This window comes from Sphingomonas sp. PP-CE-1G-424 (assembly GCF_004341085.1).
In the GTDB taxonomy this organism is placed as follows: domain Bacteria; phylum Pseudomonadota; class Alphaproteobacteria; order Sphingomonadales; family Sphingomonadaceae; genus Sphingomonas.
On record NZ_SLXW01000004.1, the window covers coordinates 25575 to 41656 of the forward strand.

General features: G+C 65.2%; 18 protein-coding genes. 13 read left to right on the forward strand and 5 right to left on the reverse strand.

The annotated features are described in order from the left end of the window. Positions 1–160 precede the first annotated feature (160 nt). Genes C8J43_RS14235 through C8J43_RS14250 form a run of 4 tightly spaced genes read left to right on the forward strand, consistent with a single transcriptional unit; the run spans position 161 to position 7047 of the window. Positions 161–1396 carry an HlyD family efflux transporter periplasmic adaptor subunit gene (locus tag C8J43_RS14235; protein ID WP_133031502.1) on the forward strand — a complete coding sequence of 412 codons (1236 nt, stop codon included), beginning with the start codon at positions 161–163 and terminating at the stop codon, positions 1394–1396. A gap of 23 nt (positions 1397–1419) precedes the next feature. Then, a complete protein-coding gene (locus C8J43_RS14240) occupies positions 1420–2112 on the forward strand; it encodes an ABC transporter ATP-binding protein (RefSeq protein ID WP_133031503.1) in 693 nt (230 codons plus the stop codon). Between the two features lie 48 nt (positions 2113–2160). Continuing rightward, complete coding sequence (locus tag C8J43_RS14245) at positions 2161–4587, forward strand: FtsX-like permease family protein (RefSeq protein ID WP_133031504.1); 2427 nt, start codon at positions 2161–2163, stop codon at positions 4585–4587. A 36-nt stretch (positions 4588–4623) separates the two neighbouring features. After that, positions 4624–7047 (forward strand): ABC transporter permease, encoded by a 2424-nt coding sequence (locus tag C8J43_RS14250; protein ID WP_133031505.1) that lies wholly within the window; start codon positions 4624–4626, stop codon positions 7045–7047. Between the two features lie 77 nt (positions 7048–7124). On the opposite strand, the gene C8J43_RS14255 is transcribed toward C8J43_RS14250, so the two are convergent. Both C8J43_RS14255 and C8J43_RS22560 read right to left on the reverse strand, forming a co-directional pair. Further along, the gene (locus C8J43_RS14255; protein ID WP_133031506.1) at positions 7125–7475 is read right to left on the reverse strand and encodes a DUF2461 family protein; all 351 of its coding nucleotides are present in this window, start codon (positions 7473–7475) and stop codon (positions 7125–7127) included. Positions 7476–7498: 23 nt separating this feature from the next. Further along, positions 7499–7630 (reverse strand): hypothetical protein, encoded by a 132-nt coding sequence (locus C8J43_RS22560; protein ID WP_279388839.1) that lies wholly within the window; start codon positions 7628–7630, stop codon positions 7499–7501. Positions 7631–7842: 212 nt separating this feature from the next. Between C8J43_RS22560 and C8J43_RS14260 the strand changes: the two genes are divergently transcribed. From C8J43_RS14260 to C8J43_RS14270, 4 genes are all read left to right on the forward strand, one after another. After that, entirely contained in the window at positions 7843–8421 is a 579-nt protein-coding gene (locus C8J43_RS14260; protein WP_207893410.1) for a TetR/AcrR family transcriptional regulator, read from the forward strand. A 227-nt stretch (positions 8422–8648) separates the two neighbouring features. After that, a complete protein-coding gene (locus tag C8J43_RS14265; protein ID WP_133031508.1) occupies positions 8649–9140 on the forward strand; it encodes a DUF892 family protein in 492 nt (163 codons plus the stop codon). A gap of 92 nt (positions 9141–9232) precedes the next feature. Next, on the forward strand, positions 9233–9361 hold the full coding sequence (locus C8J43_RS22565) for a hypothetical protein (RefSeq protein WP_279388840.1): 129 nt from the start codon (positions 9233–9235) through the stop codon (positions 9359–9361). 12 nt (positions 9362–9373) lie between these two features. Further along, positions 9374–10714 carry an FAD-binding domain-containing protein gene (locus C8J43_RS14270; RefSeq protein ID WP_133031509.1) on the forward strand — a complete coding sequence of 447 codons (1341 nt, stop codon included), beginning with the start codon at positions 9374–9376 and terminating at the stop codon, positions 10712–10714. A 651-nt stretch (positions 10715–11365) separates the two neighbouring features. Here the strand turns inward: C8J43_RS14270 and C8J43_RS14275 are convergent. Further along, positions 11366–11752, reverse strand: coding sequence for a helix-turn-helix domain-containing protein (locus C8J43_RS14275; protein ID WP_133031510.1), 387 nt, complete (start codon positions 11750–11752; stop codon positions 11366–11368). An 89-nt stretch (positions 11753–11841) separates the two neighbouring features. On the opposite strand from C8J43_RS14275, the gene C8J43_RS14280 reads away from it, so the two are divergent. Continuing rightward, on the forward strand, positions 11842–12705 hold the full coding sequence (locus tag C8J43_RS14280; protein WP_133031511.1) for an SDR family oxidoreductase: 864 nt from the start codon (positions 11842–11844) through the stop codon (positions 12703–12705). Between the two features lie 10 nt (positions 12706–12715). Here C8J43_RS14280 and C8J43_RS14285 read toward each other — a convergent pair whose 3' ends face one another. Beyond that, positions 12716–13288: a sugar O-acetyltransferase gene (locus tag C8J43_RS14285; protein WP_133031512.1), complete on the reverse strand. Its 573-nt coding sequence runs from the start codon at positions 13286–13288 to the stop codon at positions 12716–12718. 2 nt (positions 13289–13290) lie between these two features. After that, positions 13291–13980, reverse strand: a complete 690-nt coding sequence (locus C8J43_RS14290) for a DUF1349 domain-containing protein (RefSeq protein ID WP_207893411.1) — start codon at positions 13978–13980, stop codon at positions 13291–13293. Positions 13981–14046: 66 nt separating this feature from the next. Here C8J43_RS14290 and C8J43_RS14295 point away from each other — a divergent pair, with 66 nt between their 5' ends. The 4 genes from C8J43_RS14295 to C8J43_RS14310 all read left to right on the forward strand — a co-directional run bounded on the left by C8J43_RS14295 (position 14047) and on the right by C8J43_RS14310 (position 16036). Next, positions 14047–14601: a TetR family transcriptional regulator gene (locus C8J43_RS14295; protein ID WP_207893412.1), complete on the forward strand. Its 555-nt coding sequence runs from the start codon at positions 14047–14049 to the stop codon at positions 14599–14601. Positions 14602–14912: 311 nt separating this feature from the next. Next, positions 14913–15149 (forward strand): YozE family protein, encoded by a 237-nt coding sequence (locus C8J43_RS14300; RefSeq protein WP_056050007.1) that lies wholly within the window; start codon positions 14913–14915, stop codon positions 15147–15149. After that, the gene (locus C8J43_RS14305) at positions 15146–15331 is read left to right on the forward strand and encodes a hypothetical protein (RefSeq protein WP_133031513.1); all 186 of its coding nucleotides are present in this window, start codon (positions 15146–15148) and stop codon (positions 15329–15331) included. Before C8J43_RS14300 ends, C8J43_RS14305 begins: the two co-directional genes overlap by 4 nt. A 144-nt stretch (positions 15332–15475) precedes the next feature. Further along, on the forward strand, positions 15476–16036 hold the full coding sequence (locus tag C8J43_RS14310; protein ID WP_165899635.1) for a GDSL-type esterase/lipase family protein: 561 nt from the start codon (positions 15476–15478) through the stop codon (positions 16034–16036). Positions 16037–16082 lie beyond the last annotated feature (46 nt).

A 16082-nucleotide genomic window follows, 5' to 3' on the forward strand; every position in this document is an offset into this window, starting at 1 on the left:
GTGCGTCCATTTTCGAACGGCCGCCTGGTGGATTTGTCATGTTAAGCAGCTGATCCATAACGATTTAGTCTTTCGGCCGGTGATCGGCGACACTGGCACCATGATGCCCGAACAGCTTGTACACGCAACTGCTTCTGCCAGCCCATCCGCGGGCGCGGCAATGGACCGCCGGGTCGACCGGCATGCGACGCCTCGGTGGCGCAACCCGCGCGTGCTGATCGCGGTGGCGCTGATCGTCGCTGCGGCGTTCGTGTGGCGGTTCCTGCCGGCCAGCGGATCGACCGACATGGCCGTTGCCGACGTCGAGACCGGCGTCGTCGAGCGTGTACCGTTCGCCGACTATTTGCCGGTGCGCGCCACCGTTGCGCCGCGCGTCACGACGCTGGTCGGCGTGTTGTCGGGCGGGCAGGTCGAAAAGTTGCTCGTACAGGACGGTACGATGGTCGTCGAAGGCCAGCCGCTCGCGACGCTCGCCAACCCGACGCTCAAGCTTGACGTGCTGACCCGCGAGGCACAGATCGCGAGCCAGCTCGGCAGTGTCGCGGGTGAGAATCTGGGGATCGAGCGCAACCGCCTCGATCGCGCCGGCCAGATCGCACAGGCGAACTACGACCTGATCAAGGCGCGTCGCGAACTGGGGATTCGCCAGCAGCTGCATGACAAGGGCTTTGTGTCAGATGCGGGGGTGCGGAGCTTCGTAGAGGAGGCGGCGTACCAGGAAAAGCGCCTCGCGCAGTTGCAATCCGGCGGCGCGGCGGAGGCGCGGATCACGGCCACGCAAGGCCAACGGCTAGACGACACGCGCGGTCGCCTGGAAAGCAACCTGTTGGCGGTGCGTGCCGGTCTGGATGCACTGGTGATTCGTGCGCCGGCGGGTGGGCGGTTGACCAACTTCACGATCCAGCCGGGCCAGACGCTCAAGGCTGGTGACCCTGCGGGGCAGGTCGACAGCGAAGGCTCGTGGAAGCTCGAAGCGGACGTCGACGAATATTATCTTGGGCGCGTCGCGGTAGGGCAGACGGCGACGGCGGGTGACGCACGGCTGCGCGTGTCGAAGGTGTTGCCGGCGGTGAAGGACGGGCGTTTCCGCGTCGAACTGACGTTCGTGTCGGCCCCGCCGGCCGGGCTCAACCGCGGCCAAACACTCGACAGCCGGATCACGCTGGGCAGCACCGCCCCCGCACTCGTCGCGCCGGTCGGCGGCTGGCTGGAATCGGGCGGCGGCGCGTTTGTCTTCGTGCTTGACGCCGACAGCCGTCACGCCCGCCGCCAAGCGGTCAAGACCGGTCGGCGCAATCCCGAACAGGTCGAGATCCTGTCCGGCGTGGCCACAGGCGACCGCATCGTCACCTCCGGTACCGCGACCGTGAAGGGCGACATCCTCAACCTCCGCTAAACCCATCCTCCGAAAGGCTTCAAGTGATCCATCTTGAGAATATCCAGCGCCGCTACGTCTCCGACGAGGTCGAGACGACCGCGCTCGCCGATATCGACCTGCACGTCGAGGCGGGCGAGTTCGTCGCGATCATGGGCCCGTCGGGGTGTGGCAAGTCGACTCTGCTCAATACGCTCGGCACCGTCGATCGTCCGACGGGGGGCAAGTATCTGTTCGACGATCGCGATCTCGCCGCGCTCGACGAGAAGGCACTGGCGCAGTTCCGCGGCGCCACGCTCGGTTTCGTGTTTCAGAGCTTCAACCTGATCGACGAACTGACGATCGAGGAGAACGTCGCGCTCGGGCTGGCCTATCGCAAGGATGACGCCGGCAAGGGGATTGGGGACCGGCGGGCGCGGGTCGCCGCTGCGATGGACAAGGTCGGCATCGCCCACCGTGCACGGCATTATCCACACCAACTGTCGGGCGGGCAGCAGCAACGCGCCGCGATCGCCCGCGCGATTGTCGGGGCGCCCAAGCTGATCCTCGCCGATGAGCCGACCGGCAACCTCGACACCGCCAATGGCGAGCAGGTGATGAATATCCTCGCCGGACTGAATAACGAGGGCGCGACGATCATCATGGTCACGCATTCGCCTAGCCACGCAGACATGGCGAAGCGCCGCATCGACATGCTCGACGGCCGCATCGTCGCGTCCGCCGCGCGCGCGCTCTGAGCCAACCTATCGCTCGACCATCCCCGTGTTCGAAAGGTCCCGCGCGCGATGAACCGTTTCGCCCTGCTCTCGCTCTACCGGTCGCTCACGCGTCACAAGCTGCATGCCGCGCTCAACATCGGCGGGCTCGCGGTTGGCATCGCCGTGTTCCTGGTTCTGAGCCTGTATGTCCGGTTCGAGACGAGCTTCGAGACGTGGTTGCCGCGACACCGGGGCATCTATGTCGTGCAAAGCGCGCTACATCTGCCGGGCAACGCGTTCAACGGCGCCTATCCGGGAACGATGTCGGGGATGCTCGAACAGATGCGGCAGGATTTCCCCGGCCTCGTCGGCACGCGTATCCGCGGCGGCAAGGGCGGCGGCACTGTGTTGCGCGGTGACGACGCCACCAAGGAGGATGTCGCGCAGGTCGATGCGGCGTTCTTCGACGTGTTCGACCTGCCGATGGTGCGCGGCGAGGGCGCGCGAGCGCTGACCGATCCGGTTGCCGCGCTGGTCAGCCGCTCCGCCGCGCGCAAATTCTTCGGCACCACCGATCCGGTCGGGCAGACGATCCGGATCGCGGTCGATGCACCCGCCAATTACCGCGTCGCGGGCGTGTTCGAGGATCTGCCGGCCAACACCGATCTCCACTTCTCGATCCTGCTGCCGATCCCGCGCACGCCGCCGCCCGCCGAATGGGCATGGTATAAATGGGGCACCGCGTCGCTCTGGACCTATCTGCGGTTCGAGACGCCGGGTGCGGCACAGCGGTTTCAGCAGGCGCTGCCGGCCTTCATCAAACGCCGTGCGGGGCAGGATTTCGGGCCGGCACCGACCGATATCTTCTCGCTGCCGCTGATCCCGATCGCCGCCGCGCATCTGCGACCGGTCGGCGAGGAGAGCGGGGGACGCAAGCTGACCGTTGCGACGCTCGGCATCGTCGGGGTGCTGACGCTGCTGATCGCGATCGTGAACTACGTGAACCTCGCCACCGCGCGGGCCAGCCTGCGCGCGCGCGAAGTGGCGATGCGCAAGGTGCTGGGCGCGGACCGGGCCGCGCTGATACGCCAGTTCCTCGGCGAGGCGATCGCTACCGCCGCGCTGGCCGCTTTGCTTGGCCTGATCCTCGCCGAACTCGGCCTGCCATTCGTTAATGCGGCGGCGCGGCTGGCGCTCAAGATCCCCTATGCGCTGGTCGTGCCGTCGCTGGCGCTTGTGGTGCTGATCGTTGGTCTGCTCGCCGGGTTCTATCCCGCGCTGCTGTTGTCGCGTTATCCCGCCGCAACGGTACTGGCGTCGGCGCGCGCGCCGGGCGGGGGGCGCGCAGGAACGCGTCTGCGCGAGGCACTGGTAGTGTTCCAGTTCGGCCTAGCGATCGCGTTCGTCACCGGCACGATGATCCTCGCTGCGCAGACCGCGCATGTCCGCAAGGCGGATCTCGGTTTCCGGCGCGATGGCCTGCTTACCGTTTCTTCGTTGCTGGACAAGGCGATCTGGCCGGCGCGCGCGACCGCGATCCTCGCGGCGATGCGCGCGCTGCCCGGTGTCGAGTCTGTCGGTGTCGGAGGCACCGGACCGGGCGGCGACGGTACCGCCAATATCGACGTGATCGACATGCCGGGACGCCCCCCGCCGGGCCTGTCGGTCGCCACGATCATTGCGGGCAAGGGCTTCTTCCGCACCTACGGCGTCACGCTACTTGCCGGACGTCTATTCGACGATGCCCACGGCGCGGACGATTCGAGCGACTGGAAGGCGTGGCCGAAGGGGCGAAATATCGTCATCAACCGCAAGGCCGCGGCGGCGCTCGGCTTCCGCTCGCCGACCGAAGCGATCGGCAAAACGGTCGGCGGCGGCATGCCCCGCACGATCGTCGGCGTGATCGACCAGCTCCGCTTTTATGCGCCACGCGCACCCGACCAGGCGACGTATTACGTCTATTATCGCGATATGCCGCCGACCCCGGTAGCGGCGATCCGCTACGCGGGCGATCGCAAGGCCGTCATGGACGCGGTGCGCGCGACATGGCGGAGGCTCGCGCCCGAGGTTCCGTTGTCGGTCGAGACTGCCGAACACCGGCTCGCGCCATTCTACGAGGCTGACGATCATGCTGCGCGGCTGTTCGGGATCGGCGCGGGGCTGGCGGTGCTGATCGCCTGTGGCGGGCTATGGGGCCTCGCCTCGTTCAACACGACGCGGCGGATCCGCGAGATCGGCATCAGGAAGACGCTCGGCGCGTCGTCCTCCGACATCGTCCGGCTGTTGATAGGCCAGTTCCTGCGGCCTGTGCTGATCGCCAATCTGGTCGCGTGGCCGCTAGCGTTCGTCGCGATGCGGACGTGGCTGGCCGGGTTCGATGACCGGATCGCGCTGTCGCCGATCTATTTCGTCGGCGCCAGCCTGCTCGCGCTCGCGATCGCGCTGATCACCATCGTCGGCCAGTCAGTCCGTGCCAGTCGTGCCGCGCCCGCCTGGGCCCTGCGCCATGACTGATTCCGTCGCCATCTCCTCTCGTTCGGATCATCCGCAATGAACCGCTTCGCCCTGCTCTCGCTCTACCGGTCGCTGACCCGCCACCGGCTTTATGCCGCGCTCAACATCGGCGGGCTGGCGGTGGGGGTCGCCGTCTTTCTCGTCCTCGGGCTCTACGTCCGGTTCGAGACGAGCTTCGAGAAATGGCTGCCGCGCCACGCCGGAATCTATGTCGTGCAGACGGTGTGGAACCTGCCGGAAAGCCCCGTCAACGGTGCCTATCCGAACACGATGGGCGGTCTGCTGGACCAGCTGCGTGAGGATTTCCCCGGTATCGTCGGCACGCGGATCCGCGGCGGCGAGAACGGGGGATCGGTGATCCGCGGCGGTGTCGCGACGGCCGAGGACGTCGCGCAGGTCGACGCATCGTTCTTCCGGGTATTCGACCTGCCGGTGGCGCGGGGCGACGGACACGCCGCGCTTGCCAGCCCAACCAACGCGCTGATCAGTGAGAGCGTGGCGCACAAATATTTCGGCACCTCCAACCCCGTCGGTCAGACGCTGACGATCGCGACCGATGCGCAGACCAACTACCAGATCGCCGGCGTCTTCCGCGACCTGCCCAAGACCAGCGACCTGCGGCTCTCGATCCTGATCCTGCTGCCGCGGACCCCGCCGTCGGAGAGCTGGTTCCACTGGGGCAGTACGTCGCTCCAGACGTTCCTGCGGTTCGATACGCCGGCCGCCGCGCGCGCGTTTTCGCAGACAATGCCGTCGTTCGTGAACCGGCGAGGCTTGGCGGATCTCGGCAAGAATGCGTGGGACACGCAGCGGATCGCCGTTCTGCCGATCGACCGGCTTCATCTCGAGCCGACCGGATCGCAAAGCGCCAGCCGCAAGATCACCGTCGTGACGCTCGGGCTGGTCGGGCTGCTGACGCTGGTCATCGCGGTCGTGAACTACGTCAACCTGGCGACCGCACGCGCCGGTCTGCGCGCACGCGAGGTGGCGATGCGCAAGGTCCTGGGTGCGGACCGCGCCACCCTGGTTCGTCAGTTCTTGGGGGAGGCGGTGCTGACCGTGATCGTTGCGGGTCTGACCGGCCTGATCCTCGCCGAACTCGGACTGCCGCTGGTCAACGCGGCCGGAGGCCTGTCGCTGAGCATTCCCTATGCGCTCGTCGTGCCCGCGCTGGCGGTGCTTGCGGTGGTGGTGGGGATCGTCGCCGGCTTCTATCCGGCGGTGCTGCTGTCGCGGTTTCCCGCGGCGGCGGTGCTGGCGTCGGCGCGTTCACCAGGCGGCGGCCGTGCCGGAACCCGCACGCGCGAGGGGCTGGTCGTGCTGCAGTTCGCGCTGGCGATCGCGTTCATGATAGGCACCACGGTGCTGGTCGCGCAGACCCGCCATGTTCGCCAGTCCGATCTCGGTTTCAGGCGCGAGGGGCTGCTGGTGCTCCTGTCGATGCGCGACAGCCTCGTCGACAGCGCGCAGCGTCGCGCGGTCATCGCGGCGATCCGCAATCTTCCGGGTGTCACCGGTGTCGCCGTCGGCAACACCGCGGTCGGCGGCAGCGGCGAGGACAATAGCGACAACGTACCCTTACCGGGCGTGACCGGTCCCGGACCGTCGCTCCGCTGGTCGATCGTCGGGCCGGCGTTCTTCCGGGTCTATGGCGCGCGTTTGCTAGCTGGCCGGGTCTTCGACGAAGCGCATCGCGCGGACGACGATCCGTCCCGCGCAAAAGGGGTGCCCATAGCCATCGTCATCAACCGACGCGCGGTCGCCGTGCTGGGCTTCCGCTCGCCGGAGGATGCGGTCGGCAAGACGGTTGGCGGCGACCGGCCGCGGACGATTATCGGCGTGGTCGACGACATGCGCTTTTCCTCGCCTCGCGAACCCAACAGCGCGGCCTACTATATCTATTACCGCGAGCCCGAGCGTACCGGCACGGCGGTCGCCTCGATCCGCTTTGCGGGCGACCCCCGCGCGATGCTCGACGCGGTGAGGAAGGTCTGGCAGCGGACCGTGCCGCAGGTGCCGTTCGCCGCCGACACCGCCGATACCCGCCTGAACGCCTTTTACGAGACCGACGACCGCGCCACGCGGCTGTTCGGCATCGGCGCAGCGCTGGCGGTGCTGATCGGTTGCGTCGGGCTGTGGGGTCTGGCCTCGTTCAACACCGCGCGGCGGATCCGGGAGATCGGGATCAGGAAGACGCTCGGCGCGTCGTCCGCCGATATCGTCATGCTCCTGGTCGGCCAGTTTCTCCGCCCCGTGCTGATCGCCAACGTCATCGCATGGCCGCTCGCCTTTGTGGCGATGCGGACGTGGCTGGCCGGGTTCGACGACCGGATCACGCTATCGCCGCTCTATTTCGTCGGCGCCAGCCTGCTCGCGCTTGCGATCGCAGTGCTGACCGTGCTCGGCCAGTCGCTCCGCGCCAGCCGTGCTGCGCCGGCCTGGGCGCTCCGCCATGACTAAGTTGCTGGTGTTGATCGGCGTGGCGTTCCTTGCTGCACCGGTTTCGGCGGAATCCTGCGCGAGGCGATAGCGACGGCCTATGCGACCAACCCGCAACTCGGTGCAGCACGGGCCCGCCAGGAAGCGCTTGCCGAGAGCCCGGAGCAGGCGCGTGCGCTCGGTCGCCAGACCGTGTCCGCCGACGCGGGCGCGGGGTATGACCGGCTGGGCCGCATGTCGCGGTGGACGCGCGAGATGCACTTCTTCGGATCGAGATCCAGCCCCGCCACCGCCTCGTCGTAGCTGGCGGCGTCGTCGATCAGCGTCGCCGCAACATCCGTCAGGTTCTCGAGCAACGTATCGTAGCGGTCACAGTGCGCCTCGAACCATTCCTTGTCGTTGTTCTTGCTTAGCTCGCGCAGGAACTTGAACGTGGCGGCATCGATCATCGGGATACTCCTTGTAGGGATGATCAGGCGCCGGTGGCGAGGACGGCGACCACGGGTTCGACAGCGTGGAAGAGGACGCCGGCGATGTCGGGATCACATTCGTCGGCGACTGATCGGGTTTTCGGCGAGCGCGAGATGATCGTCGCGGGCAGCATGCAAGGCACCGCGATGTGTAGCGACCCACCCCTCGGTGTTGTCGCCCGGATGTTTGGCGAATAGGAACGCTCGATCGTCCATCGCGCAGTAACGGACGGTATCGTCCTTTGTTGCAATGCCGGGTGAATGGACTAACTCTGACGCTATGGCCGACGCTCCTCCGACACATCGCCCGCGTAGAGGCCGCCCCCGCGCCGAAGATCGCGGGCTGGTGGATGAGCGCGTCCTCGACGCAGCGACCGCGCTGTTTCTCGAACAGGGGTTCGGGCGGACGACGCTGGACCAGGTCTCGGAGCGATCGCGGACGGGAAAATCGACGCTCTACGGGCGGTATGCGAACAAGGAGGCATTGTTCGCGGCGGTGGTGACGCGGTCGATCGACGCGATGTTCGACGATCTGAAAGCCGCTCCGTCCGATGGCGACGTGCAAAGCCGGTTGCGCCATTTGGGACGCGAGCTGGCGCGGGTGATGCTCGACGCACGGTGTGTCGCGCTGATGCGGATCACCGCGGCAGAGGCCGGCAATTTTCCGGCGCTGGCGACGCTCGGGTATCAGAAGAGCTTCGACGGCACGGCGCGCTTCGTCGCGGAGGCGATCGTCGGGCCGGACGGGAGCAGGTCGGTAGAGAACGCCTTGCCGATCGCCTGCCGGTTCGTCGAACTCGCGCTTCAGCCAATCAGTTTCCAGGCGACCTTCGGCGTCGATCCCGAACTGCTGAAAGAGCATGTCGGTCGTCATGTCGACGACGCGATCGTCATGATGACCACGACCGGTTTGCTCAAAGGCTGACGACGCTCTCGGGCGACAGCATTGCCGGAAGACTGTTTTCAGGGCTTATTTCTATCGCCCCGGGAACCATGATCGCGCCGACGCGTCTTTAATGGACGAAAACCTCCGTTAATGACGGCGGCGATCGCATTTCTTCAACCGACCCTTTCAACGCCTTTTCGTCCGTCGTTCCGTCCGCGTTTGCGGCACGGATCGGTGTGCGCGGGGTCACAGTTCAAGGACGCACGATGTCTAAAGCAGCCTATATGGAATGGTACAAAGCTGGATCGCATGCCGTACGCTCGGCGTGCGAACAGGGTGTCGCGGCCGCGTCGAAGGCCGAGCAGCACTTCACCGACAGCGACGGCAAGACGCTGGCGGGCGATGGCAGGACGATGCTCGAACAGCACCAGAAGGCGTTTGTCGGCTTTCTCGGCGACATCGGTGAACAGCCGAACGACTTCGTCGATCAGATCATGAAGGGTATCGGCGAGGGCGTCGGCCTGTCGCTCGAGGCGGCAGAGGAACCCGAGATCGTCGATGTCGCGCTGGTAACGGGTGAACAGACCGGGCTGCACTATTTCATCGCAGCATACGGCGCCCATGGTGCCGCTGCCAAGGCGCTCGGGATGCCCGCGCATGCCGAGACGCTAGAGCAGATGATCGAAGAGTGCCACGCGCTCGACCGTCGCTACACCGAAGTCGCTGAAGCCAGCGTCAATCCAGCTGCCGCGGCGTAACTGGCTTCAAGTCCGAAGAGCCCGAATACTGCCGTCCCACGCTCTGCGCTGGGCCGGCAATATTCGCGTCGTCGATCCACGAGGATGAATTCATGGCGATGCCCCAGATGCTGCAGGCTGCACGACTGTACGATGTCCACTCCGACATGCAGCTCGAAGAGATTGTGGGAAAAGCCGAACGCGGCGGCGGTTTCACCAACTTCGTCGTCAATCCGAACTGACGGGTGCCGAAGATGCCAACGTCCTTGCCTGGAAAGATCCTCGTCCTGCTGGCCGAGGATTTGCGACTGGAAGACAATCTCGCCTTCGCCTTGGCATCGGACCCTAACGGCGATGGACTGGCGGTTCTTCGCATTCTTCCCGAAGCGCGAGGCCGGCCCCTGCGTACCCAGCACCGGCGGGAGATCGAGGATGCGGCTGAGATCCGTCTCGGCAAGCAGCTAGGCGACAGGGGCATAGCGTTCGAAATCGTGGGTCCCGAAGACGACGCATCGCTCGTGCACGCATGCCGTCGGTTGGGGTGCACATCCGTCATTCGCAACGCAGCCGACGGCATGGCGATCGAGAACGCGTATCGTCTGGAGTGGGAGCGCGAACTGGAAGAAGCGAACATCCCTCTCCTGACGGTCAACGGCGAGATGATCCGACGGTTGGGTCCGGGCGGTGCAAAAGCCGACCGTCCGTTCCTTTCTGAGGATCGGGAGGTCGAATCTGCCCGCTTGCCTGACGATCACCCAATCCTGCTGCTGCGCGCGTTCCTGCTTGCGCTGCCGGATCGCAATTATCTGGCCGACATGTGGATACCAGGTCGGGACCGGACGAGTTCCAGCCAGCTCTCGACCCATTTTGCCGCGGGAACGCTGTCGAGTGACCGTGCGACATGGGAAACCATCAAGGCCGAACGCGCCTGGAACGCGGCCAATCCTCGGCAATCACGGACGCCGGAAGGTGCGTCGTTTCGCCACTTCCGAAGCAGGGTCAGCATGAGGACGGGGTTTCTGACGACATTCTCCCGCTACCAGGACACGACGCCACCGCTGGCATCGACTCCGGCGGAGGTGGAGCGAGTGCGGGCATGGCGAGACGGTCGCACCGGCATCCCCATGCCCGACGCCGCAATGCGGGAGCTGGCTGGCACCGGGTGGATTAATTTCCGACTGCGGCAGCTGGTCACGTCCTACGGCGTTCAGCTTCTTCAGCTCCCCGCGGCGGAGGTCGGTGGCGCACTTGCCGAGATGTTCGACGACTATGAGCCTGGCATCACCTGGCCACAGGTCGGCCTGAACGATGGGACGATCATGCAGGATCGCGGTCCACGCATCCTCAATCCGGTCAAGCAAGGCCGCGATCTCGATCCGTCCGAGACGTACGTCAGGCGGTGGATCCCCGAACTGGAACCGGTGCCGGTCGGCTTCGGACACGAGCCATGGCTCTGGCTCGACAATCCGCTCCCTGCCCCGATCATTGATCACAAAGCCGCCTTCCGCGATGCCCGAGCCCGATGGGGGAATCAAAAGCAACGTCTGAAGTCACGTGAAGACGTACTCGTCACGCATGGGAGTGACCCTTCCTAAGGGCGGCAGCATGCAAATGGTGACCATTAGGATACTAGCCGGAACTATGGATCTGCAGCTACCGCCTGTCCCGAAGCTCGATGGTTTTGGAGAAAGGCGGTGATGCGGCCCGACGGCAGCTATCGCACACGCCTCTCCGAAGGCTGCAGTGCGACTGACCTGCCCAGTCCCTGCCGTCCAACCTGATGAACGAGTGGCTGAAGTCCGGAAGTCGATAGGTAAATCTGCGGGGGGCAAGAGGCTAGCTGTACAACCGCTAGCTTCTGCCTGGGTTTGCTGTGCCATGTTGAAAACACCGGTGTTCAAGTACGCACCTTCAGATGGGCATCCAAATGCTCGTGACGTCCGATCCCGTTTCACACGATCGGATCCAGCGCGGTGATGGCCTCGATGTCCTGATCGTCCGCAAGTCGGTACAGCGAAACGGCATAGCTGTCGTCGGGATCGATCACGGGGCCGTGCGCCAGGATCTACCCATTGGCGAGCAGGTCGTCGAGCAACGCGCCGTGCTGCTCATCGATGTCTTTTGTCGTCGGTCATCGTCACGAGGAATCCGCGCGGGGCGGCAGGTATTGTACAGCTGACATTTCATCGATGGTATCCTTCAGACCTGTGAAACTGTTCGGCGCAGGCGGCGCGCGAGATGCCACGCTATTCGATTCTAGACTGGCCACCGATAAGCTCGGGCAGAGTGTCTTCGATCCAGTCGGCCAGCGCCTGTACGAGGAGGGCGGCCTGTCTGCCTTGCTCGGTCAGCGCATAGTCAACGCGGGGCGGTACGACCGGAAAGCTTTGGCGGCGGACGAGCCCGTCGCCTTCCAGCTGCTTCAATGTCTGCGAGAGCATGCGCTCGCTGACGCCGGCGACCTTGCGGCGAAGGTCGCTGAACCGGAGCGTCCCCGGTAGCAGCGCGATCAACGCCAGCGTGCCCCAACTGCTCGTCACGTGCCGCAGGATGGCGCGCGAGGGACACTGGGGCGCGAACACGTCGCCGCGTTCCATGCGATCGGCGAGGCGCGTGGACGATGCGGTGGTCATTTCCAAAACTAACCTTTTTGTACGTACTTCTCTTTCGTAAGTTAGGCGCTTACCTCGTCTCCATCAACAGCGTGAAAGTGGAGAACATCATGTACGCAGTCACGGGAGCTTCCGGCCAGCTTGGTCGTCTGGTCATTGACGCCCTTCTCCGGACGGCCAGGCCATCCGACATCGTCGCGCTCGTACGCAATCCCGCCAAGCTGAGCGACCTTGCCGCACGCGGCGTCGTCGTGCGGGCATTCGATTATGATGCGCCGGATACGCTCGAGCCCGCACTCGCCGGGGTCGAGCGCATGCTGCTGATTTCGTCGAGCGAAGTCGGTTCGCGCGAGGCGCAGCACAAGGCCGTGATCTCCGCCGCCAAGACGGCGGGTGTCGGCTACATCGCGTACACCAGCATCCTCCATGCCGACGTCAATCCGATGAACCTGGCGGTCGAGCACCGCGCGACCGAGGCCGCAATTAAGGCGAGCGGCCTGCCGTACGCGATCCTTCGCAATGGCTGGTATACCGAGAATTACGGTATGTCCGCCGCGGCCGCGATCGAGCATGGTGCACTGGTCGGTAGTGCAGGTGACGGCAGGATTTCCAGCGCGAGCCGCGAAGACTATGCCGACGCGGCGGCGGCGGTGCTGATCGATGGTTCCGCCGAGACCCGGGTCTTCGAACTCGCCGGGGACGATGCGTTCACGCTTGCCGAGTTCGCCGCTGCGATCGGCCAGATCGCGGGACGCCCGGTCGTCTACCAGGATCTACCGCAGGACGACTATCGCCGGATCCTCGAAGGCGCCGGCCTCCCGGCATCGATCGCCGACATGCTCGCGGAAAGCGATGCGAAGGCGGCGACCGGCTCGTTGTTCGACGACGGCCGGGCACTCAGCGCGCTGATCGGTCGCCCGACTACGCCTTGGCGGACGACGCTGGCCGACGCGTTGAAAAGCAGGCAAGGCTGACGCTCGTGGCTTAAGTGCGCGAGCCAGGATCGTCCTTGGTCGCTACGCGTGCGGGAATGCCCATAACAGTCGTTCCCGCCGCGACATCCCGGGTGACGACGCTGCCGGCACCGACGATCGCATCGTCGCCGATCGTCACACCGGGCAGGATCAACGCGCCGGCGCCGATCCAGACGTTGCGGCCGATCACGACCGGGCGGCCAAACTCCAGCATCTTCGCCCTGATCGCTGGATCGCGGGGGTGATCCGCCGTCAGGATCTGGACACCCGGTCCGATCTGCGTTCCCGCGCCGATCCGGACCGATACGACATCCAGGACGATGCAGCCGAAATTGAGGAAGACGCCGTCTTCGAGGTAGATGTTGTAGCCATAATCGCAGTGGAACGGCGATCGCACGGTGGCGCCGTCGCCGACGTGGCCCAGTGCCTCGGCCAGCATCGCATGCCGCTCGGACGCAGGCGCAGCGGACGCGGTGTTGTAGCGCGCGAGCCAGACAGACGCCGCCGCCGCGTCGCTTACAAGTTCGGGATCGCCCGCGGTGTACAGGTCGCCGCGCAACATCTTCTGCTTTTCGGTCGCCATGCTCAGCTCAGATCGTGCAGGTCTTTCCCGAGCGGGGCGGTGATCCGGAGATCGGAGAACCGGATCTTCAGGCCGCTGCGTTCGGGCGTGCAGGCCATCGGACCGACCTGATACGACGCTGCGACCGGGAACGGCGCGAGGCGCACCAGCGGCCAGGTCTTGCCATCGGCCGATACCTGAAGTCGCAGCACGCCCTTGGCGACGGTCGCGCGCATCCAGAAATCCTGCGCCGGATGCTCGTAAGGCCCGGTCGCCCAATCGGACTTGCCGTCGGTCAACACGCTGCTGAGCATCGCGCGCCCGTCGGACAGTTCGATTCCGGCCTTGACCCAATGGCGCTCGTCGACCCGCACCATGATCCCGGCCTGGTCGTAGAGCTTTTCATACTGGCCACGAATGCGGACCTGTGCGGTGAAGGCGTCGGGCGCGGTAAAACCGAGGAAGTGCCCGCTGTCGCGCGTAAAGCCGTAATGCGTTTCCCGCCAGAAATCGGTTCCCTGGTCGGTGACGATCGACAGGTCGCCATCCGGATCGACGGTCCAGCTCTTCGGTTCGTTCAACCACCGCCCGTCGGATCTTCCGAGTATCGATTTGCCGCTCGCCGCCGCGATCGGCGTTGCCACAACCGCGGGGATCGCCAACGCTGCCGCTCCGCCGAGAACCGTCCGTCGCGACATATCAGGGGTCTTCACAAGCGCTGCCTTTCGCTACAATTGCCGAATATGTACATATGTACATAATTGCTGGAAAGGCAAAAAGTGACTGTGGAACCTCGTCGGCGGAATGATCCGGAGCGCAGACAGCGGATCGTCGACGCGACACTGATCGTCATCGAACGCCACGGCGTGGCGGGGACCACGCATCGTCGGATTGCCGAGGCGGCCGCGGTGCCGCTCGGCTCGGTCACCTATTATTTCGCGTCGCTCGAGGACCTGATGACGACCGCGTTCCTGCAACTGGCAACGACCTCGTCCGGCGCGTTTGAGGCGAGACTGGACGCAGCCACCACGCGCAGCGAGGCGATCGAGGGCGTCGTCGACATCATTGCCGGATCGGTCTGGGCAGATCCGCGCACGCTGTTGCTGAGCTACGAACTATACGCCTACGCGGCGCGTCATCCCGAAGTGACGACGGTCATGCAGCAATGGATGGACAATAGTCGCGCCGCGCTGGGGCGGTTTTTCGATCCGGTCGCGGCGCGGGCCCTAGATGCGCTTGTCGAGGGGATCGGCATCCACAATTCTATCGACCCCGCACCGCTCGACCGGGATGCGATCCGTATGATCGTCGACAGAATCACCAGGGTCGCATGACAAAGACAATTTGCAGCCGAGTACGTTCGCCGACCAATCGCTACGGGGCGCTCCGCTTCTGCCGTGAACTAGCAAGCCTGCCTTCTGGCATCGTCTGGCTTCGGCTCATCTGACGAACCGGCCATCCCTGCTTGCGTGCTGGCATCAGCCGCCCTCAGCCGCAGATCCTGTCGCATATCGTTGCTCCGTCAGTGTGGAGACGTCGCGATCGGCATGCCGATAGCCAGGCTCGATCCCGATCGCTCCACAAGAACATTGCAAGAACATCGATTTGATGCGATTGTCAGACCGACGATTCGTAGGACGCGAGAATGACCGATCACGACGACGACCAGCAGGAGCCAAGGCCAGCGTTCGGCCAGTGGCTCGTGACGCAGAAGGACCGCAACGACCTTGTCGGTCAGCTTGCGATCGGAGCGGTCGCCGACCGGCGTTTTCCGCGCAACGGCGATCCCGAAGCGGTACGGAAGCATCTCAGCGCCATGCAGGCCGAGGGCGACATGTTTGCCGCGGTCGATGACGCCGAGTCGGATTGGTTGTCGGCATGATGCAGGACGCGTGGGAGCAGGCATTCGCGCTGATGGCCGATCATGGGCAACTGGGTGCCTGCGCGGTCGTCGCGTCTGGTATGCAGAAGACGCCGCCAGGGCGACCGGAGCAATACCGACAATGGGAGGCGCTAGCGGACTGCCTGAATGCCGTGGCCGATGCCAGCCGGACGACGCATTGAACCGATAGATAGTTCGCTGATCGCCCTCGCTGCAGCGAGGACGTTCTCCTGCACGGTACCGCGAACACGATCGCATCGGAAATACCGATGAGACGCCCGCGTCACCTTATATTGCTGCGCCTGTGACCTATGTCGCGGCGACTTATGGAAAACGTCCCACCTTCAATCCTCGCGATCGGCGATAGTCTCATTGCGGGATACGGACTGGCAGTCGCGGACAGCTTTCCGGCGCAACTTCAGTCGTCGCTGCGGTATCGACATCCCGGTGTCTCTGTGATCAACGCCGGCGTGTCAGGCGATACGAGCGCTGACGTTCTACGCCGCCTGCCACGACTACTGTCCAGCCTCGACCGGCGGCCGGCGCTGGCCATCGTCCAGGTAGGGCCGAACGACGTCCTGCGGCAGGTGCCCATAGCGCGTACCCGAGCGCAACTCGCGAACATCCTGCTGAGCCTGAGCGATTGCGGCATTCCCGTGGTCCTGACGACCGTCGAGCCGCCGGCGTTCATACGCGACCGCGCTGCTGCGTATCTGAACATCCATGCCGAGGTGGCTGCCGAACACGGCGCGACCGTCTGGCCGTTCTTCCCGCAGGGTGTGCTGGGGCACTCCGACATGGTGCTGGCAGATAGGGTGCATCCGAACACGAAGGCGATCGCTGCGGTCGTGGCCGCGATGCTGCCGGTAGTGGAGCGAATGGTGTAGCGCCGCGCGTTCGAGCGTAACCGCGGGCTGGTGGGATCATGTCGGA